Source organism: Tropicimonas isoalkanivorans (assembly GCF_900112335.1).
Classification (GTDB): domain Bacteria; phylum Pseudomonadota; class Alphaproteobacteria; order Rhodobacterales; family Rhodobacteraceae; genus Tropicimonas; species Tropicimonas isoalkanivorans.
In genome coordinates this window covers 18,876-39,161 of record NZ_FOLG01000020.1, presented here as the reverse complement: position 1 = coordinate 39,161, position 20,286 = coordinate 18,876, and the positions used below count along the sequence as shown (strand labels likewise).

12 protein-coding genes and 1 pseudogene are annotated in these 20,286 nt (G+C 61.0%); 6 read left to right on the top strand and 7 right to left on the bottom strand.

The window, feature by feature from the left end:
- Positions 1-10: 10 nt before the first annotated feature.
- From BM075_RS21675 to darG, 6 genes are all read left to right on the top strand, one after another.
- Positions 11-298: a DUF6127 family protein gene (locus BM075_RS21675; RefSeq protein ID WP_093362797.1), complete on the top strand. Its 288-nt coding sequence runs from the start codon at positions 11-13 to the stop codon at positions 296-298.
- 74 nt (positions 299-372) lie between these two features.
- Entirely contained in the window at positions 373-1,047 is a 675-nt protein-coding gene (locus BM075_RS21670) for a YcbK family protein (RefSeq protein WP_093362796.1), read from the top strand.
- Positions 1,044-1,301: a hypothetical protein gene (locus BM075_RS21665; RefSeq protein ID WP_093362795.1), complete on the top strand. Its 258-nt coding sequence runs from the start codon at positions 1,044-1,046 to the stop codon at positions 1,299-1,301. Before BM075_RS21670 ends, BM075_RS21665 begins: the two co-directional genes overlap by 4 nt.
- 295 nt (positions 1,302-1,596) lie before the next feature.
- A complete protein-coding gene (locus tag BM075_RS21655; protein ID WP_093362793.1) occupies positions 1,597-1,815 on the top strand; it encodes a helix-turn-helix domain-containing protein in 219 nt (72 codons plus the stop codon).
- Between the two features lie 21 nt (positions 1,816-1,836).
- Positions 1,837-2,472 carry a type II toxin-antitoxin system toxin DNA ADP-ribosyl transferase DarT gene (gene darT, locus BM075_RS21650; protein WP_093362792.1) on the top strand — a complete coding sequence of 212 codons (636 nt, stop codon included), beginning with the start codon at positions 1,837-1,839 and terminating at the stop codon, positions 2,470-2,472.
- Positions 2,473-2,485: 13 nt separating this feature from the next.
- Positions 2,486-3,520, top strand: a complete 1,035-nt coding sequence (gene darG, locus BM075_RS21645) for a type II toxin-antitoxin system antitoxin DNA ADP-ribosyl glycohydrolase DarG (RefSeq protein ID WP_093362817.1) — start codon at positions 2,486-2,488, stop codon at positions 3,518-3,520.
- Positions 3,521-3,529: 9 nt separating this feature from the next.
- Here darG and BM075_RS21640 read toward each other — a convergent pair whose 3' ends face one another.
- From BM075_RS21640 to BM075_RS21610, 7 genes and pseudogenes are all read right to left on the bottom strand, one after another.
- Positions 3,530-4,294, bottom strand: a complete 765-nt coding sequence (locus tag BM075_RS21640; protein ID WP_093362791.1) for an HNH endonuclease — start codon at positions 4,292-4,294, stop codon at positions 3,530-3,532.
- Between the two features lie 13 nt (positions 4,295-4,307).
- Entirely contained in the window at positions 4,308-6,284 is a 1,977-nt protein-coding gene (locus BM075_RS21635) for a coiled-coil domain-containing protein (protein ID WP_093362790.1), read from the bottom strand.
- Complete coding sequence (locus BM075_RS21630; protein WP_245758947.1) at positions 6,268-10,719, bottom strand: Eco57I restriction-modification methylase domain-containing protein; 4,452 nt, start codon at positions 10,717-10,719, stop codon at positions 6,268-6,270. The genes BM075_RS21635 and BM075_RS21630 overlap by 17 nt, the downstream gene beginning before the upstream one ends.
- A gap of 26 nt (positions 10,720-10,745) precedes the next feature.
- Entirely contained in the window at positions 10,746-13,457 is a 2,712-nt protein-coding gene (locus tag BM075_RS21625; RefSeq protein ID WP_245758945.1) for a DEAD/DEAH box helicase, read from the bottom strand.
- 56 nt (positions 13,458-13,513) lie between these two features.
- Entirely contained in the window at positions 13,514-18,694 is a 5,181-nt protein-coding gene (locus BM075_RS21620) for a DEAD/DEAH box helicase (protein ID WP_093362787.1), read from the bottom strand.
- A complete protein-coding gene (locus BM075_RS21615; RefSeq protein ID WP_093362786.1) occupies positions 18,691-19,578 on the bottom strand; it encodes a BrxR family helix-turn-helix transcriptional regulator in 888 nt (295 codons plus the stop codon). Before BM075_RS21615 ends, BM075_RS21620 begins: the two co-directional genes overlap by 4 nt.
- A gap of 244 nt (positions 19,579-19,822) precedes the next feature.
- Positions 19,823-20,239, bottom strand: a pseudogene (locus BM075_RS21610) (IS5 family transposase); the annotation flags it as partial.
- Positions 20,240-20,286 lie beyond the last annotated feature (47 nt).

Sequence of the window (20,286 nt, the reverse complement as noted above, 5' to 3'; positions counted from 1 at the left end):
GGAGGATCCGATGACACCACCCCGATCCGACGGCTTCGTCCGCATCCCCGACGCCGAGTTCGAAGCGATCCTGACCCGGGCGGCCGAGGAAGGCGCGAAGCGCGCGCTGGCCGATGTCGGCCTCGACGGCGACGAGGCCGCGCTCGACATCCGCGATCTGCGTTCGCTCGTCGACTGCATCCGGCTGGTCCGCCGCACCGCCATGCAGACCGCCGTCCGCATGATCACCACCGCCGTGATGCTGGCGCTGCTCGCGGGCATCGCCATCAAGCTGAAGATCTTCGGCGGCAGCCCGTAGCCCCTCACCATCCCCTTTCATCAGCCCGCAATGACCCGCCCTCGAGGCGGGTTTTTCGTTTTCGGAGGACCCCCATGACGACGACCTTCCACCGCCATTGGCGTGATGTGCCCGAGAGCACCTGGCGCTGGCCCAACTTCTCGCCCGCCGAGATCGCCTGCCGGGGCACTGGCAAGCTGCTGGTCAACGAACCCGCGCTCGACAAGCTGCAGGCACTCCGCGATCGGCTGGGCAAGCCGCTGATCGTCCGCTCCGCCTATCGGAGCCTGGAGCACAACCGCGCCGTGGGTGGCGCCACGAGGTCGAAGCACATGGACGGCGCCGCCTTCGACATCGCCATGGCGAACCACGACCCCATGACCTTCGAGGCCGCGGCGCGCGAGGTCGGGTTCCTCGGCTTTGGCTTCTATCCGCGCTCGGGATTCATCCATGTGGACCTCGGCCCCGCACGCCAGTGGGGCGAGCGGTTCCCGGTCCGAGCGACCGCATTCGCAGCAGAGTCGCCGCCCGCCCGCGAGGTGCTGGCCGAAAGCCGCACCATGAAGGGCGGCGGCGCGGCTGGCGTGGCGACGGTGGGTGTCGCGGGGGTCGAGGTGGCGCAGAGCGTCCTCGCCGAGACCCAGACCGCCATCCTGCCGCTGGTCCCGTATCTCGACACCCTGCGGTGGGTGTTCATCGCCGTGGCGCTCGGCGGCATCGCGGTCACGATTTACGCCCGGCTCGATGACTGGCGACGGGGGCGGCGATGATCGGCGCGCTCCTCGCCACGCTCGCCGGATCGGCATTGGCGCGTACGGCGCTCCGCTACGGCGTCACAGCCCTCGCGATCCTGCTGTTCCTGCTGGCCCTGCGCCGCTCCGGGGAGCGAGCGGGACGCCTGGCCGAGCGCCTTGAAACCACGGAGAAGGCCAATGACGTGCAACGCCAGATGCTGGAAGCGGCGGCTCACCGTCCTCGCGATCGCAACGAGCTTGCTGAGCGGCTGCGCGACGGACGGTTCTGACGGTAGCGGGCAAGGGACGTGTCCGACTATCGTCGAGTACAGCCGCGACTTCCGGACGCGCGCAGCATACGAGCTCGGTCTGCTGCCGGAGGGGTCGGCTATCGCCGAAATGCTCGCTGACTACAGCGTCGTGAGAGATCAGGTTCGGGCGTGCCGTTGAATCGGCATAATGACAGACTGGATGTGCTGCCTTCCGCGAAAGAACTTTAGAGGAACACAGGAGCGTGCTATACGGGTTTCGTCGACTCTTGTCGATTCAAGGCGACAAGCACGGGCCGAAGAGGACGGCGGCGGGATGACTGAACCATGGGTTTCCGTTGATCAAGTGGCCGCCCACCTGGGGGTCGCGAAGGACACGGTCTACCGTTGGATCGAATCCAAGAGCTTGCCCGCTCAGCGAGTTGGGCGGCTTTGGAAGTTCAAGCTGAGCGATGTTGATCGCTGGGTCATGGACGGGATGGCAGCGGAAGATGCACCAGCCGTTGCCGCGAAATTAACGAGGGAAGGTGAATGATGTGAGAATGGATGCCTAATCATGCCGACACCTGACCGGCCAAGGATTTACCACATAGTCCATGTCGACAACCTGGCGTCGATTGTCGGGGACGGTTGCCTGTGGCCTGACTCTGTGATGGTCAAGCGGCAGGGCGCGGCGGTGATCGGAAACAATGAGATCAAGGCTGACCGCCTTGTTCTACCCGTACAATGCAATCCCGGCACTTGCGTGGGCGACTATGTTCCGTTCTATCTCTGTCCGCGTTCTGTGATGCTCTATGTGATTTCACGGCGAAACCACCCGAACGTGGCGTACAAGGATGGGCAGGGTCCAGTCGTTCATCTCGTCGCGGATATGCTTGAAGTCGTAGATTGGGCAACAGCGAATAATCGCCACTGGGCATTTACTGATATAAATGCCGCAAACCGCGCCGCTGACTTCTACAACGATCTCTCAAAGCTCGATCAAGTGAACTGGGATGCGATCAATGCAAGAAACTGGGTTTCTTGTCGCGATCACAAAATGGCAGAGTTTCTCATGCATGAGAGCTTTCCTTGGGAGCTTGTTCGCGGGATCGGTGTACATTCCGAACAAGTTGGTGCTCGTGCAATGGCAGCGTTCGGGACGAGTCAGCATAGACCGCAAGTAAAAGTAAAAAGAGAATGGTACTACTAAGGGGAGGATGATCATGATCAGATATGTGACAGGTGACATTTTGCAGGCGGACGCAGAGGCGATCGTCAACACGGTGAACTGCGTCGGAATCATGGGCCGTGGCATCGCACTCCAGTTCAAGAATGCATTTCCGGCGAATTTCAAGGCTTACGAAGCGGCCTGTAAGCGCGATGAAGTTCAGCCGGGCAAGATGTTCGTCTTCGAGAGCCATACACTGACAAACCCCAAGTACATCATCAATTTCCCGACGAAGCGGCATTGGCGCGGGAAAAGTCGGATGGAGGATATCGATTCCGGGCTTGTCGCCCTTGCCGAAGAGGTTCGGCAACGTGGCATCAGATCGATCGCCATTCCGCCGCTTGGGAGCGGTCTAGGTGGCCTGAACTGGGAGGACGTTCGTCCCCGGATCGAAGCCACGCTGCGCGACCTGCCGGACTTGGAGATCATTGTCTTTGAGCCAAATAGTGCGCCGGTCATAACGAAGTCGCGGGAAGTTCCAACGATGAGCCCCGGACGAGCAGCGCTGGTGGTTCTAATGAATCGCTATCTTGGCGGGCTAATGGACCCGTTCGTGACGCTACTTGAAGTGCATAAACTGATGTATTTCATGCAGGAAGCAGGCGAGCCACTCCGCCTCAAGTATGCGAAGGCGCCGTATGGCCCTTACGCCGAGAATCTGCGGCACGTCCTTCGCGCGGTCGAGGGGCATCTCGTGTCGGGATACGCCGATGGTGGCGATGCGCCCGAAAAGCAGCTTGAACTGGTTCCCGGCGCGGTGAAGGACGCGGAGTCCTTCTTGTCGGATAACGAAGATACAGCCGCGCGCTTCGATCGTGTGGCGGAGCTTGTAGAGGGGTTCGAGACACCATTTGGCCTAGAACTTCTCGCAACCGTGCACTGGGTGACGACGCGGGAAAAGGCTGTTAGCGCAGAGGATGCAATCGAAAAGGTTTATGCGTGGAACGAACGCAAGAAGCGTTTCTCCCCGCGCCAGATTGGTATCGCTCTCCAGAACTTGCAGAACAAGGGGTGGCTCGCAAGCGCCTGAACCAGTCTCTTAAGCTCCTCCTTGTCTAACGAAGACGTTGGTGCGGTGCCAGGTCAGTTGCCTCCGATGCTTGTCGGTCAACAGGATCGGTTCCTGCCAGCGAAATTCGGCGCGAGCGCTGTCGCTCAGGAAGGGTGAAAATTGCGGCTGGCCCTCGTCATCGAACGTTACAAGCCCGCGATCAAAGGCAGCATCCCATAAGGCCGAGAGCAGGAGGCCGTTATGGACGTCGAGGCGTTCTGCATCGCTCGCGCAATCTTTCCATGGAATAATGTGCGAGGCGCGCAGCAGCGCTGTATCGGTAATGCCGGTCATCGGGCATCGCCCCTGCCAATACTCGATCAGGCCCACGCGGAAGATGTCCTGGCCGATGCGCTGAACGACGAGGCGTTCGGCCTCCGTCGTTTTCGGAAGGTCCTTGATCTTCGTCTCGAACTCCCGAAGCGGCGCATCAGGCAGGCTCGCCGCCAGTTGGTAGATCCGCGGTAACACGATGTAGACTTGGCCGAGCGTCTCGAATGCGTAGCGGGCATGACCTGGACCCGGCATGTCCACGGCGGGCATATCAAGCTCTTCAATGACGCCCGTGTGATCCAAGGCGAGAAACCACGGGCCCCGTGCGCCGCCTGCAGCGAGATGGATCGTGCCGGGCACCGTGGTCGAGCTAAAGCTGGCCCATCCCTCATTTTCGTCCAACTTGCGGCGAAAGCCATTCTGAAACGCGACCTTGTCGCATTCCTGGCGGATGACGAAGGGCTGCGGCGCTAGGATCATTGCACATTGATCCTCATAGGTCACAGGCCAACAATCGTTCGCGGCCAGGCGCACCGCGCAATACCGCACGTCGCCAAGGCCCTCTGTTGACGTCATGAGGTGGCCTTGTTGTCGTTGTAATCAGATACTGGAAGGTCCCACCCGCCAGTTCTTCCTCGAGTTCTCGTAAAAGCCGAAAATGCTCATCATAGATCGTTTGTCCCAAATCGGCCTCGCGCGGACTGTCGTGGATCAGAAAGGCGGGGATCCGCGTGCGGCCCTCAACGCTTAAACAGAGACAAGCCAGATCGAAGGCGAGCACTTTTAAAGACTGAATGGCAGCTGTTCGCCTATCGCCCCCGGCTTCAACAGCAATCTCAAGACCTTTACCAGTCAGACGCACAAAGCCCTTGGCATCGTCACCGAGCAAACGCCGAATGATCGCTGAGAACTTCTGGGATACAGCGCCGATTGCCTTTGCCTGCTTGTCCTCGAAGCCTCGAAGCTGTTCGCGGGTGCCCTGCAACGCGTCTTCCAGTTTTCTTATAGCAGCTTCCGCACGCGCGACCTCATCGACGATTTCTGCCGTTCGCTGAACATCCTCAACACCTCGAGTGGCAATTCGCCAGCTTGTGTTTCGAGCGTCAGCAGCCTTTTCGAGGCGATCCACCCGATCCTCTGCCTGTCGAGCATTTTGGCTCGCTAGAGAGATTGCGGGCTTCAGGGCGCCAATTTCATCCTTAATGCCCGCAATCTCGTTTTTCTGAGTATGTATTTCCTCTCGTTTCGCCTCCAGCCGGGCACGACACTGTGCTTGGTCGGGTAGTCTGTGAGACAGCTTGCAGCCTTCCGCGAGCGCTGTGTCGATTGGCACCTCGCAGATGGGACAGACCTGACTAAGCGCGGACTGAGCGGCTGCAGAGAGTCCCGGAATTTCACTGCTCATCTGTGCGAGTAGCTTTTCTTCTAGAGGCAATCTCACGTCGAGTTCAGCGGCCCTCAGTTCAATATTGCGCAGTGCAGTACGCGCATCTTGTGAAGTACGCCTGGCCTCATCAAGTTCAGCGCCAACCCCCGATGGCAGTCTTGTCACGGCGGCAAGTCTCTCCTTCGCGGCCGACTTCAAGGAGTCCAGGAGAAGCGGCATATCAGGCAGGGATGTATCGCTAAGACCGAGATCGCGAACGAGGCGCTCCACGCGCCGCGCTTGATCCCATTCGAGAAACGACCGTTGCCGTTTTGCTTGATCAAGTTGGCTTGCCAGATCCTGCTCTCCGCGGCGTGCGGCCTGCTCTTCATCCGTGATTGCGTTCAAGAACGCCCGCATCGCGAGCAATCGAGGTCCTTTCGCATCACCACTTGCCGGCTGCGGCGCATCCGATCCTGATGCCGATGAACGCCAATCCAGGACGTCGTCGAAACGGCATTCCTGATCGCGTGCCGCCCACGCGAGGGCGATCGGCCAAGCCCGCTGACCAGCTGAGAGCCTAGCCAACCGAGAGGTGCCATCGCCGAGGATCGCGGCTTCGATGGCGTCGATCAGCGGCTCTATGCCCGTAGCCGTTCCCTCCATCTTCGCAACGACGTCGAGGCTGCCGGCTTCAACAGCGAAGTGCTTGCGACCGATGCCGAGTGGCCTCGCTACCGCCCAGCACACTCCGTCAAGCATCACCTCAGCCCCGACGACGCCATTCAGAAAAGCGCTGGAAATGGCATCGCGCTGGACCTCGTCTGCGAAGCGGACTTCGCCGAGGCAATAGCGCAGCAAACGGCAGAACAGCGTCTTTCCGCTGCCATGGCCGATGGCCCGGCCACCCCCATCGGGATCGTCATCTCCGTCTGGCGACCAGATGATGTTGAGCCCTGGCCGTAACTCGATGTCCCGAATGACCTCGCCGCCCGGCTCCTTCCAGATCTTGAGCCGTCGTACCCAGAGCCTCGGCTCCGTTAGGCTTTTCGGAACTTCAACGCTTAGTGGCGGAACCGGGAAGAGATCATCCTGCTGCGGCATTTGCGATCCAGTCTCGGACTTCGGCAGGAGCAGCGTTCACGGTTGCATCGATGTCCAGGTTTCGCAGCGCGTCGAGCACAAACCTTGCGCGCCCTTCTGGCCAGCCCGAAATGTCAAAAGCTTCCAGACCTGTGCCTGGAGTCCACGTTCTCGCCGCGATGTCTTCTAGCAGTCGACCGTTGCCTCGATGGTTGGTGATGGCGGCATTCCATCCCGGCGTGGTTCGCCCCGAGAAGCCGACGACATTTCCAGAGCGGGGCTCTGCCTCTTGGCCCACCAGCCGCCGCCATTGGGTCTGATCCTCAGGTGAAAGGATCGGCGTCAAGAGGTGGGGCTCCAGCATGATCGCGGCGGTCAGACGAATGGTGCGGATCGGCGTCGGGCCATTCAGCGACTTCAGAATTGCGGCGAGTGCGGCCGACGGATCATGCTGTCGTGACGGCGCCGCGCGCGCCCATGCGGCGTCCGGAAGTTGCTCAAGCGGCGTAACCTCAAGCGGTCGCTGGACCTGAGCGAACTTGGAGACCTCCGCGCCATGGCAGAGGCTGATATCTGCAGGCGGTGGGGACAGAGGCGTCCGGTATGCAGTGCCTGATGCCTTGGCCGCTGCCATAGCGTCGTAGGCCGTCAGAACCAGCCGTTTGGTGCGGAACTCGTTGTGGTCACGCTCCTCGTACTTCCGGAGCACTGTGAAGGAGTTGAGCACCCATTCCGATTGTTCGCGGTTCAACCCGTAAAAGTGCAGCATGGCTGCGTCGATTTCTGCTTGTAGAGTCGGGCGTCGATCTTCGGACCATGTGAATGGAGCACCCTCAAACCCTAGGTCTCGCGCGAATGCCGTAAGTTCCACATTTGTATAACAGAGCTCAAGGATACGCGGGGACAACCAGTTAGCGGGCGTCAAACCGAGCCATGGCAATTCATGGTCAAAAAAGCTCGGTACCAAGACCGGTGCCTGTTCCAATACGAAGAATTTGATGTTCATCGCACGCTGGCGAACAGCATAGTCGACGACAAGAGAGCCGAGAGTCGCTGATAGCGCTGAGAAGAGAAGCGGTGATTGGTCTGCAAATAGGACTGGCGCCTTATCGCCAGTCGCCGTCTTGGGAATAACCGTGCCGATCAAAGTTCTTTCCGAAATCCCAACATCCCTCCACGAGAAGAACCATGGTCGCGCGGCTTCTTCGGCCAAGGCGATGTCGGTCAGCTTCGCATCAACCCAGTATCTAGGTTCGACCCTGTATTCTGGGTCATTATGCTGCTGCTTCGTCACGCGAGGCAGAACACCTTTATTTGCCTGCTTTTCAGTTTGGGCTTCGTAGGTTCCGTAGCGGTGATCGAAGTGCCAGTACATTTTCCCCTCATAGAGAGGATATACTCGTCGACCATCGCGTAGAACGGCCAACGCACCATCGCGTTCGGCAATTCTCGGATTTATTTCTGCGTGATCAAGGAAGTGCTCTGATGCGCCGGACATATGGAATAGCGTTGCCATGGACGCTTTCCAGGGGTTCGCCGTGACTGTATTCCCATCCTTCTCAATAAGGATCGGCGCCGCCATGTGGATCGCCGCCGTGACTTTGGCGTCGCGCGACCAACGGAAGGCCGGGAGGTTCAGGGTGTTCGGATTGATGGCCCTGATCTCATCGACAGTAAGCGAGTAGCGCTTTTCCGGATCGGCGATCTCCGACGGCTGGCGGATATGCGCCGTGAACCACGGCTTCTCAATGCCGACAGCACGTCCAGCCATCGTAAGCAGACCAAACTTCACCTTGTTGGTGATATGCGGGAAGATCAGATCCTCGTTCTCGAAACCATAGAACGCAACGAGAGACTTTGTACTTAGAAGCTCTCCGAGAAAAGCGCGGTAAGTAAAACCGCTGACAAGCCCGGTGGGGATAATGAGGCCCGCGTACCCGGAGGCCTTCGTGAGCTGCCAGAAATGATCGGTGAATACTGCATAGGTGTTCACGTCGCCGACACCGCCGCGAGGGAAGCGGCCGGATTCCCGCATGAAATGGCTTTCGGTCGCGGCCGTCCGCAACGCATCCTGCCATTCCTTCGCAAGGCGCGGATTCCTCTCGTCCAGCTGGTCGATGAGTCGCTTGCGGGCCGCGGCATTCTTCGCCGTGGCGATTTCGGCGTCGCGAAGGGCAAAGAACTCTTGCTCCTGAAGTTTGACGCGCTCCCATGGCGGGTTACCAAGGACGACGTCGAAGCCTCCACGCTGCATGATATCGGGAAACTCTAGGGGCCAGTGAAAGGCCCGAGCCTCACGAGCAGCTTTTGGAGCATCGAGCATTGCATTCCGGATTTTACCTTGGTTGAGCGCCATCCAGATCTCTTCGGTCGTCGGGACGGTTCGCTCGAACGGACCTGTTGGGGCGTTGCCAGTCTTGGGTAGCAGGAATGCTGCAATGAAAAGGTCGCACGCCGCCTTTGCACGGACAAAGTCCTGCTTCTTGCGGAGCTCCTTGAAGCGCGCAGCTTTGGCGCCGATTTCGTCCAACGTGTCTTCGGGCAAATCGCGGAAGCCTGAAAAGTCGACAGCGAACGGCTTGGTCTCTGGTAGTTTGTTGAGCCCGGTCCCGAAGTCGAACCCGCCCTGTCCAGATTTCGCCGCGGCGTTGATCTTCCTGTAGATGCTTGCGATGTCCTTGTCGTCACCTGTGAGCGGCTTGTAGGCGGCGTCGGGGATGCCGTCCTCCAGCACCTTCAGGTCGAACACCCCCAGAAGTGCGTCGCCACAGCGAATCTGCGCGTCGAAAAAACCAAGCGGAAGGCCGGGGTCCACCGTCTCGATCCAGAGCGCGACCTTGGTCAGCTCTACCGCCATCGGGTTTCGGTCCACCCCGTGGATGCAGCAACGCGCGACATCGCGCAGCGCATGGCGGAAATCGGCGAGCGAGGGCGTGCCCTCGGCCCGGATGCGGGCGAGCCGCGTGGCGATGCGGCGGGCGGCGGCCAGCAGGAAGTGGCCCGAGCCGCAGGCGGGGTCGATGACCGAGAGTTTTAGCAGCGCCTTGGCGGGATCGTCAGCCTCGGCCTCAGTCTTGTCGAGCACGGGGTCGAGCGCGGTGTCGAGCAGCGCCTGAACCAGACTGTCAGGCGTGTAGTAGGAGCCGGTGGTCTTGCGCTGGTTACCCTTCTGCTCGGCCGCCTCTGACGCAAAGACGAGCGTCTTGCCGTCGTCGCCCAGCTGCGGCTGGAGTTCGAGGAGGGATTCGTAGACCGAGCCCAGTTCCTCGGTCTCCATCGCGCGCCAGTTGACCGGGACCATGCCGGTCTTGTCGGCAAGCCAGGAGAGTCGGTAGAGCGCCTCCATGAAGGCGCGGTTGCGCAGGCGGGCGGTTTCGAGGTGGGGCAGTCTGTCCTCGGCGAAGAGGCCGCCGAGCGCCGGGAGGGCGAGCGCCTCCTCCCCGTGGGCGAGCGCGCGGAAGACGATCTTGATGCCCTCGTAGCGGTCGTGGTGCTTGTCCCAGGTGGCGGCGCGGTAGCACTGCTTGCGCAGCGCCGCGAGGCTGTAGCCCTCGGCGTAGAGCGCCCGAGCCTCGGCCTTCGACTTCGCCGGGTGGAGGAGGTTCCGGTCCTCGGCAACCATCAGGAAGATCAGCCGGTAGACGAGGCGGAGGAGCTCGTTGAACCAGACGGTGAGGTTCACCTCGCCAGATTTCAGTTTCGCCGCGAGGTCAGGGTTGGCCTCGAGGAAGCCTGAACCCAGCACCTTGAGCGCGATCTGGACCTGCTCGGCCAGGCGGTCGCGCGCGGCCTCGCCCTCACGCGAGCCAGCCTCGCGCCACCGCTCGAGCGGGCAGTCGGTGGCCGGGGTGTCAGCGGCGCCGAAGCGTGACCGGTGGATGATGAGCCAGAGCGCGGCAAAGGACGCGATGTCCTCGGTCGAGAAGATCTGGGCGAGGTCGGCTTCGATGTAGGCGGGGCGCGTCAGGGACGCGTTGTCCCGCATGAGGCGAAGGTGGGTGCCGTTGGTGACGATGCCCCATAGCGCTTCTTCGGAGTCGTTGAGGTAGTCCTGAAGCGCGAAGGCGGGCGAGCGGGAGCGATCGACGGAAAGGGTCGGGCTGCGGCGGTCCAGCGTCTCGCTCGGCGGCACCACGACCACTGGAACCCGTCCGCTGGCGATCATGGCAAGCGGTGCAGCGGCTGGCGCCAGGTCGTGGAACCCGAAAGTCTCCTTGAAGAGGCCGACGATGAAACGCCGGGTGGCGTCCTGGGAAGGAGCCTCGAGCTTCGCGAAGGCATCGAAATGAGATTGGCCGACCCGGAATGCCGTCGAAATTTCCTCGCGGATCGTGAGGCCCTTGCGGACAGCGTAGTCCTCCGGCGCCTGTTCCGGTGCGTCCCGCTGGTCAATCCTGGCGATCATCGCGGGCGCGATCAGGTTGCCCTCGAGGCTGAGCGAGGGCCATGCGGACATGTCGGAAATCGGTTTGCGCGCCATGATCACACCTCGCCCGGCATGAGGACGAACAAGCCGATCACGTCGGGCGGAAGGACCGCTTCGACGCTGACGCGCGAGATGGATCCGGCCGCGGCACGCAGACGAGCGTGATCCTCGACGAGTTCCGCAGCCCTCTTCTTGACGAAGTCCGCCAAGGGTCCAGTGAGCAAACCGGGCAGGTCCGCCTTGGCGGCATTGATCATCCGATCTCGTGCGATCGCCGCGAGGTCGGCTGTGGCCGGCGTGCTGAGCATGTTGCGGACGTCTTCGCCGGTCGCCACAACGCCTCTGCCCTGGAGGGCAACCAGCGCTGCTTCTTCGGCCAGAAGGAGCCGCTCCTTTCTGGCGTGGATCGTGAGCTTGTACCGGACGCGCACGAGGGCGACGCGTGTCATCGCCGACACCGCTGTTGTCGGCCATGCACCGACGCGGCCAATGCCAAGATCTGGAAGTGCCTCCTGATCCAACGACGCCTCGACAAGGCTTTCGGCGAGCGACGCCGTCAGCGGATGGGTTCTCGTTAGGAGGGACGTTCCAGAGGGAGCAGGCTCTGCGGTGGCGAGCCTGACGGATTTCTCGAGGCCGCGCTGTTCAAGCTTCTCCTTCAGGGTCTGCTGGAGCGCGTGAACGTGAGCGACATAGACGTTCCGCTTTCTCTCAAGCGGCACACCGAACCGTGACATCGCGCGCTCGACGAAAAGCTTCGTGTCCTCGGGCGAGCCGAGCAGGCTTCTGACCTTGTCCCACTCCGGCGCGACCTCAGCGGGTTTCATCGCGTTCTGGGCGAACCTGGCACGCGATTTCTTCTCGTTCTCGCTGGCATCGCGCCAACGCGCTTCCATGACCTTCGTGCCATCCTCGAGGCGAAGGTCGAGCGTGAGCTGCTTGTGCCCACCACGGCGGAGCATCATTGCGGACATCAGGGCGTCTGTGACCGGCCCGCGCTCGTCAGGCAGAGGAACCGTCACCCCTGTTGCCTTCCTGATTTCCTCCGCTTTTCGCAGGATCACATCGAGGACGGCACCATCGATGGCGCTGTCCGGCGAGAACATCATGATCGAGCGAACCAGCTCGGCCGGCTGGCCGAAGCGGTCCACCCGTCCTTCACGCTGCTGATGTCGGGTCGGATTCCAAGAGAGATCGTAGTGTACGACCGTGTCAAAAAGCTGCTGCAGGTTGATGCCTTCCGAGAGGCAATCGGTCGCCACCAGGATTCTCTGCGCACCTTCTTCCGCATCTTCCGGCGCCATCTCGGCAACACGATCGCGGCGTTCGTCCGGGGTCAGCTCTCCAGTTACCGACTCGATGATTAGCTTTGGGAACGCTCTCCGCAGGCCTGACTTCACGTGTTCGGCGGTGGCCAAGTACCGGCAGAAGACGACCGGGTTGGCGCCACTCTTGATCAGCGGTTGGAGCGCACCGACGAGGGCATCGAGTTTTGGATCTTTCGCTTCAACAAGATCGCCGGCCTGATCGATGAGCGCACGGAGTGCGGGATCATCTGAGAATGCCGTGCTCGGTTCGATGTCCACGGCATCTTCGTCGTCGCCGTCTTCGTCATAGATCTGCGGTTCGAGACGCTCTGCTTCGTTGGCGGCACGATTTCTCAGCGCACTCAACGCCGCCGCGGGCGAGGAACCGACGCAGCGCATGAGAGCGAGGGTGCCCCAGAACGCCAGGCGCTGATCCCTCTTTTGCTCTCCCGCTTTCGAGACCACCTCGAGGCAATAGTCCAGAACGGCTTCCTGGAACGCCAGGTGCTCGGGCGAGAGCCGATAGGCGTGCTCTGTGGTTTCGTGTTTCGGGAATGATCGGTCCTCGTGCCAATCGCCCTCGACGAGGTCCACGCGACGACGCTGGACAAAGTGCCTCGCGAGGCGCTCTCGGTATCTCGCGCTGTCGAAGTCCAGCGTGGCGAAGTCCTGGTCGATCAGTGAGAGCAGTCTAGCAAATGCTTCCTCGTCGCCCGAATGCGGTGTGGCCGTGAGCATGATGAACCGGCGCTCCGCGTCCTTCGCGAGTCCCTGTAGCAACTCGAAACGCTGCTGTTTGCCTTTGTGGGTGCCCACACAAGCGTGGGCTTCATCAACGATCACGAAGTCGGGACAGGCCCGCGCGAACCCCTCCCGTCGCTTCTCGGCCTTGATGTAATCGAGGCTGACAACTGTGTGGGGGTAAGCGTCGAAAAGGGTCTGAGCGAGCGGCAGATTTCGCTCGAGGCGTGCCGCTGTGCCGGAAGTCACGGCGACTGCGTCGATTCCGAACCGATCCTTGAGCTCGATGATCCACTGATCCACGAGGTGGGGTGGGCAAAGAACCGAGAATGCATCGACTTCGCCACGGTCCATGAACTCCCGCAGTATCAAGCCCGCTTCGATGGTCTTGCCAATACCGACATCGTCCGCGATCAGCAGACGTGGCACTTGGAGCCTGAGCGCCATGAGAAGCGGCACAAGCTGATACGTCCGTGGTTCAAAGGCGAGTTGCGCGGCAGATCGGAAAGGCCCGGCGCCGCGACGAAGTGTGAGCCGCAGTGCGTCCGCCAAGAGCGCAGCCTTGGCTTGCACGGTAGTGCGCGCATCTTCTGGGAGATCGAACCGTGCTGCTTCGACCGATGCGATTTCCAGTGTGGGGTCCAGGACAACGATGTCGTTCTCGTTTCCCGACAGCGGTCGAAGCGCAAGAATCCCTGCGCGTGGCGCTGGGAGCGCCACCCATTCGCGACCTCGGGCCCGAACCAAATCGCCAGGTGAGAAACTCAGCACAAGGATTACCCTTTCAATAGATCAAGCAACTGTTTGGGGACGCCAGCCTCGGCCGATGCTGGAAGAGCGATCAATTCCCAGCCTTTGTTGGCTGCTTCATTGGCCATGTCTGCGGAAACCGCCTGGCTCGTTGCGGCGACAAAGTGCCCGCGCCATACGAATTCCGCTTCCGCACCGGCAAAGCTGAGGCCAATGGTGTCGACCTGCGGGAGACCAGCAGCCTCAAACGCCTTCAGCCACGGTGACGACGCGCCGTCTGGCGCGGCCCGCCGCTCAAGGACCGTGCGACCGCGCGCAAGGTCAACCAATAGCTGGGTAACCTCCTCGCTGCCGCGGTCAATCTGCTCATGGTCCGGCTGGTTGAAGTACGACAACAGGCAGCGGTAGCACCCTCTGACGCAGGCATCGTCTGCCTTCTCGGTCAGCAGGCTTGCGTCTCCGCTTGCGACCGCCGCGTCGATGTTTTCGAAGTGCATGAGCCCAAGTGCTGTCCGAGCGACCTCGCTGATCGCTTCTGGATTATCCATCAGGCGCGTAAGAACACCGGCCCCTCCCTCCGTGGCTTCGTAGGCAAGAATGGCGCGGCGGTTATCGCGAGCAGGAAGCGGCTCACTCAGGATCTCGCCTTCTTCAAGCTGGTAGACGACCTCGATCCCCCGCAAGAGCGCATGTTGAACGGTGGTGATCGTGCTTGGGTCAAAGTTTTCCGGCTTCTTGAAGCGGAACAGAAGCGCGTTCTTGCGGTCCCTTACGATCGGCACGATCCGGACTGGCTTGACTACATCGGGCGGAGCGTCGGTCTCCGCATCCTCGTCCTCAGATTTTGCCCAGTAGCCTGTACGGGGATCGATATTGAAGCCGAAAACCGTCTGGTCCTTTCGGCGCTTCAGACCCTTGTTCAGACGACTAATCTCGGCGCTGTTGGCGTATTGCAGTGCGAGCAGAGAAGTCTCGCCGCATTTGAATTCCGCGTTCGTGACCTGCAACTGATCGTCCTTCTTCGGCCACGAAAATACGGTCTGGATGTCGAAGCCCTGTCGCACGCGCTCTTCATCGTTCGCGGTGATGCGTTCAGTGGGGGCGGCTTCCACATTGTCGATGCGGAGCGTGCGCTTGATGGGCACCTCTCCGGCCATGTGTGCGTCGCAGCCATGGCAGCGCTCTACCTCTCCTTCGTGGCAGGCTCCGCAGTTTGCGCAAATGTAGATGTCCTTGGTCGCGAGTTCCGATCCGTCGCCTTCGCGAACCTCTGGAGGGAGCTTTGCCTTCATCACCCGGTAGGCGCGACCTTCGTGGTAGATCAGACTGCGCGGTCCAAATTCCGATATCGCAAGAAAGCGCGCGCGAGAGAGGAACGAGCCGGTTTTTCCCTCGCCAGGCACGAATGCATAGAGCGGCAGGCGCGGGAAATTGTAGCCGGGTAGGAAGCCCTCCGTCGCGAGGTAGCGGTACGAATAGAAGTCTGATCCGTTCGATGCCTTTCCTTGTTCGAGGATCGCAATCTGGTCGCTGGCCTGCATCTGTGCGGCCTTGATCTTGCGGCGGTCGACAGCCGAGAGCCCTGTTATCTCTGATCGGGCGTTGGCTTCGGCCAACTGAGTGCGAGCAGAATTGTAGAGCTCGCGCCAACGGTCAAACGCTCGATCGAACTCCTTGGGAGCGTTCATTGCCACATGAAGAACGAACTCTTCCGGATCCCCCATCCAGACAGGCAGCGTTCCTTGATCAGCGGCCAAAATCTGATCGAGCACCCGCTGCATTGGTCCGCGCGCACGAGAGACGAGATCGGCCTTGGAAATGGTGGTCAGGATCTCTTGCTTCAGCGGATAGCGATCGCCACCGAGGTCGAGGATATCCGGGATGTCGGGTTTGAGTGCCAGTCGGCTCTCAGCAAGCCAGACCGCATGCAGGTGCGAACGCACCAGTTCTTCGTTCGTGATGTCCAGCGCAGGCGGGCGCACGACACCCGCCACCATGTCATTGCGACGCTCGAAGAAGTACTGGTCGTGTGGAGAGCCCGATGCGCAGTACGTCACCACAACCGCAGCCTGGCCAGACCGGCCCGAGCGGCCAGCACGCTGCGCGTAGTTGGCGGGCGTCGGCGGGACGTTCCTTAGATAGACGGCATTGAGCGCCGAGATGTCGACCCCAAGCTCCATGGTCGGCGAGCAGAACAGCGCTGGAAGGAACTGGTCGGATTCCCCGGTGGTCTTGATTTCGGTCCGATACTCCGAGGTATTGAGGTTTTCGAGGTCGTCGTCTTCATACCTGAACCGCCATTCGCGCCATTCACGCTGTCTTTGGGAAACCTGCGCGGTGTGCTCGCGCCCCTCCAGCCCCCAATAGGCGCTGTGACCCGATGCCAGATCGTCCGCAATCGATGCGTACAGATCGTGGAAGTATCGGTTTCCCCGTTCGCTCTCGTCGGAGAGCGCGGGCCCGGGGACAAGGCGGACGGCAGAGGGCGTCAGCCGCCAGCCTACGAGATCAGCGTCGAGCTCGACCGGGACAATCAAGCCCTCATCGGCGAATAGCTCAAGCAGGCGCGAGAAGAACGCGAGGTAATCGTCCCGCCCGAGCTTCGTGCCCAGCACGCTCTTTTTGTTGATGAGCCGCGCAATGCGGGAGTTGTGACCGGCGCGAAGGAGTGTCTGTTCCTCACGAAGGCCCACGGCGTTCTTGCCTGGTGCGCGCAGAAGCAGCGACGACCGCCCGCGCGGGTTCTCCTTGGCATCTATCGCCCACGGAGCGCGCAACAGCGACCGTGATTTCTGCGCGACGCCGTCCAGGACAGTCAGGTCCAAGGCTTCCGTGTTGACAGCAAGGCCTTCGAGCATTGCGCCCAGCACGGTCTCTAGCAGGATGGCTCTCTGCTCTTCGGATTGATCGCCGAGTTCGGGCAGGACTGTCATCAGCCTTTCCCGGTCTGATGCCATGTCGGCGACGCCGACGAACTCAACATCTAGAAGCTTCAGAACGGAGAGGCTGGGGTTCGTGTAGCGCCAACCCCTGCGGAGGTCAGTCCAAACTCGGTGAGCCAGGACCTTTGCAAGCGCACGTTGAGCGTCTTCCCGAATGACGGCGCCAGCCGATGGATCGAGCATCCAGTGGGCACGTGCCTCTTTGTTTGCAGACGTGAAGCCGAGCGCCTTGACGACGCTTAGACCAAACTCATCCTCGGTCAGGCCCTCGGGCCCTGCTGCAATTATGGCCCGCAGAATGGCCCCACGCAGAAGGCTCACGAACAGAAAGTCGTTGAAGTGGCCGGATTGAAGCGCCGCGTCTTGCCGATTGTCCGTGAACCCAAGCAGTTTCCGCTTGGTCTTTGGAACGCCGCTCGTCGGCTTGTTCATCCACTCGAGAGCGCTGGACACGAGAAGGGTCGTCGCGGAGCTCCTCCCTTCGCCAGAGAGGCCCGCGAGCTTACTGCGCTCACGCATCCCCTGGTTGGGCTCGTCCTTGCAGCAGAGGCAGAATGCAAACTTTCCGGGGATGAACCAGAACTCTCTCCCACCAGCGCCATGCCGGCCGTCTGGCGTCACGACATAGGAGATGGGCGCGCGCTTCTTGCGATAGGACCGCAGCCGTTCGATGCCATTGCGCTCTTCGAGCCAGCTCTCCGGGTAGCCGTTCAAGTCGCCATCGAAGGCGAAATCAGGATCGTTGTCTGGCGCCGGGCAGAGATATCCCGCCACATCATCGTCGTCTTCGGCTTCCAGCGGCGTATCGTCGATATTGCGGGGGAGAAACCTGATGTGGCCGTCATCCTCGTTCTTGGTGACGACGTGGTATTCGTGTCCGCAGTTTCTGCAGAAGCGTGTTGGGTAAAGCCGGTTGCCCGGAGCATCGGGATCCTCGAGCTGACCCTCGAACAGGACGGTGCGTGGCTTGTCCGTAAGCGTGGTGAAGACCTCACCCGCGCCGGAAATGAACCTGTGCAATTTGAATGCGAGGAACGCTCCGTCCCCGGTCCCACCGCGCTGATATTCGGGGAGGCTTACCAGCGTCAGAAAACCTTCGAGCTGTTTCCGACAATGCTCTGCGTCGACACCAGTGTCTTCGGCCAACCGTTTGACGGCGTCCTCGAAGGGGATGGGCTTCTTTCGTTTCAGCTCCAGCCCGTCATCGAGTCCGAGCGCAAGCTCCGCCCATACCGCGAGCGGATGCTTCCTGAGCTGCTCGTCGTCCAAGCCTGCCGGGAGAGGCTTTCGCACCACATCAGCCAGTGCGGCGGTCGCTTGCGCAAGAGTGATAGTGTCGTCAGTAGCCCGTTGCAGGGACTCATCTATTACGGCATCCGGGCCGATCTCGGAGCCGAAGAGCCTTGTCGCGACTTTGGCCACGGCGACCGCTCGGCTTTCCTCGTTGCCTTCTGAAGCCATCGTCGCCGATGTGCCTATGCAGATCGGAGCCTTGTCAGGGGAGCAACGGTCGCGCAGTCGCCGAACGAGCACCGCCACATCCGCGCCTTGGCGCCCTCTATAGGTGTGCAGCTCGTCGAGGATGACGAATTCAAGACCGGTCGCGTTCTTGACCACCTGGGCGTCCAGGTCGTCTTGGCGGGTCAGCAGGAGCTCCGCCATCATGTAGTTCGTGAGCAGGATATCTGGCGGATTGGCCGCGATCCGTTGACGTTCCTCTTGGCTTTCTTGCCCCGTGTAGCGTTTGACAACAGGCTTCAGGGCGTCAGGAAGCCCTGACTGTCCGATGAATTTGTCGATTTCCTTCATCTGGCTGTTTGCCAGAGCATTCATCGGATAGACGATGATAGCGCGCGTTGTTCGAGGCTTGCCGGCACGCAGGGACCGAATGATGGCGTCGACAACTGGCACGAAGAAGCACAACGATTTGCCGGAGCCGGTTCCTGTCGTGACGACAAAGCTCTTTCCGGATTTCGCCTTGGCGATCGACTCCGCCTGGTGTCGATGGAGTCGGAGAGGTTTCTCGCCGAACCGGAAGACCTTTCCAGTTCCCTCGTCCAGATCACCTGAAGCGACCAGGTCATCCACGCTGGGACCCGAAAGATACCTGGGGTTCAAGGAAAGGAGAGCATCGGGCCAGAACCGACCGGCATCATACTGTGCATCAATCGCTGCCCGAAGATCTTCGGAGCGAATACTGCTGAAAGAGCGGGAAAAACGCTCGTATGAACTGATCACGTGGTGATCGAACTCAAATGCTCTCATGAAGGCTCCTGAGCACTGCTGGCGGCACCGTTCATCCCAAGGACTGCTTGACGGTTCAGAAGAACAATCTGCTGATCCTGTGGGCGCCGCGCGGCCGGGTCGGTGTCGAGCCCAAGCCGCCTGAGCGCGTAGTAGAGGAGCGCGCGCCTCACCTTGATCTTCGCCTTGCCGCCTCGCATCCCATAGTCGAGCGCGATGACCTTGGCCTGCGTCTCCGAGAGATCAGGGTGCGGGCCGACCTCCAGGGTGAGCTCGGAATGCCAATCGCTGTCGTCGTCGGCCGATGTGGCGCTCTCCCGCGATCCGCGGATGTCGAGGATCCGTGAGAGCAGGAAGTCCTTGAAGCAATCGTCTGTCAGACAGAACGCCCGCGTATGCCAGCGGAACCCGTCGAACCCGATGGCGTGCGGAGCGATCCAGCGCCAGCGCGGCTCCGGGGTCGACAGGGACTGGTACTTCACCTCGATCGCCTCGGACCGACGTATGGCGCCGACAACCGAGCGGAGCGTCACCGGATCGACGCCGCGCACAGGCGTTGGTGCGGAGGCGTAGGACGGTAGGTCAGGGATCCAGCACTCTTCGCGCTCTAGCACATCGTCGGCAACCAGTCGAAGCTGGGCGAGGTAGTGCGCGGCGTCTGGCGGGCGGAACTTGCAATCGAAGTCCGGCCCGCGGACATAGGTGCGCGCGCTCTTGTCGTAGACCATGTTGTCCGGCGCCAGCGCGATGTAGCGGTTCAGGTCCGAGGATGCCTGGTTCACCGAGACGCCGAACTGCTGCATCACGTCGATGCGATTGACGTGCCCCTCCCAGAACAGGCGGAACTCGATGAACTCGAGCCGCTGCTCGATGCCCCAGCGAAGTTCAGCCTTGTCCCTGTCCACGTTTCGCCTCCGCCCAGTCCTGCGCGCACGCGAACTGTGCGCGCCCAATTTCTGGGCTGCTCACACGCTATCGAAGCGGAAAGGTGCCAGCAATAAAAATTGTACCCGCCAAGAACGGAGAGAGTTCGGTATTCGTTACACTCCCTCCGCCACTTGCCCTCGCGAAAGCGTTCTCCCGATCCGGCTGCGGCCGGATTTTCTTATTGTATTATACATGCGGGGTGGCCTGAGCACTTACTATGTTCAGCGGCCGACCCAGGCTGTCGCAGATAGCGTGCAGCTTGGTATTCATGCCGCCCTTGGTCCTGCCAATCAGGCGGCCACGCCCCACTTTTTTCCCGGCCAAGCTGGTCGCGGTCCGGTGTGCCTTCAGATAGGTCGCATCGATCATGACCGTCTTTTCCTCGCCGTGCTCGGCGGCCAGACCAGCCATGATCCGCGCGAAGATACCCTTGTCGCCCCACCGTCTCCAACGGTTGCAGAGTGTCTTGTTCGGGCCATATTCCGAAGGCGCGTCACGCTAACGCAACCCATCGCAATTTCTAAAGATAATTCCGCTGAGCACACATCAGTCATCGACGCGCGGCTTGCCGCGGGACTTCGGGAAGTAACGCTCCAGACACGCCATCTGCGCGTCCGACAGCCAGAAGAGATCAGACATGTTCACCGCTCGGTTTTCAGTCGGTGAATGACGCGACCAAGCGGAAA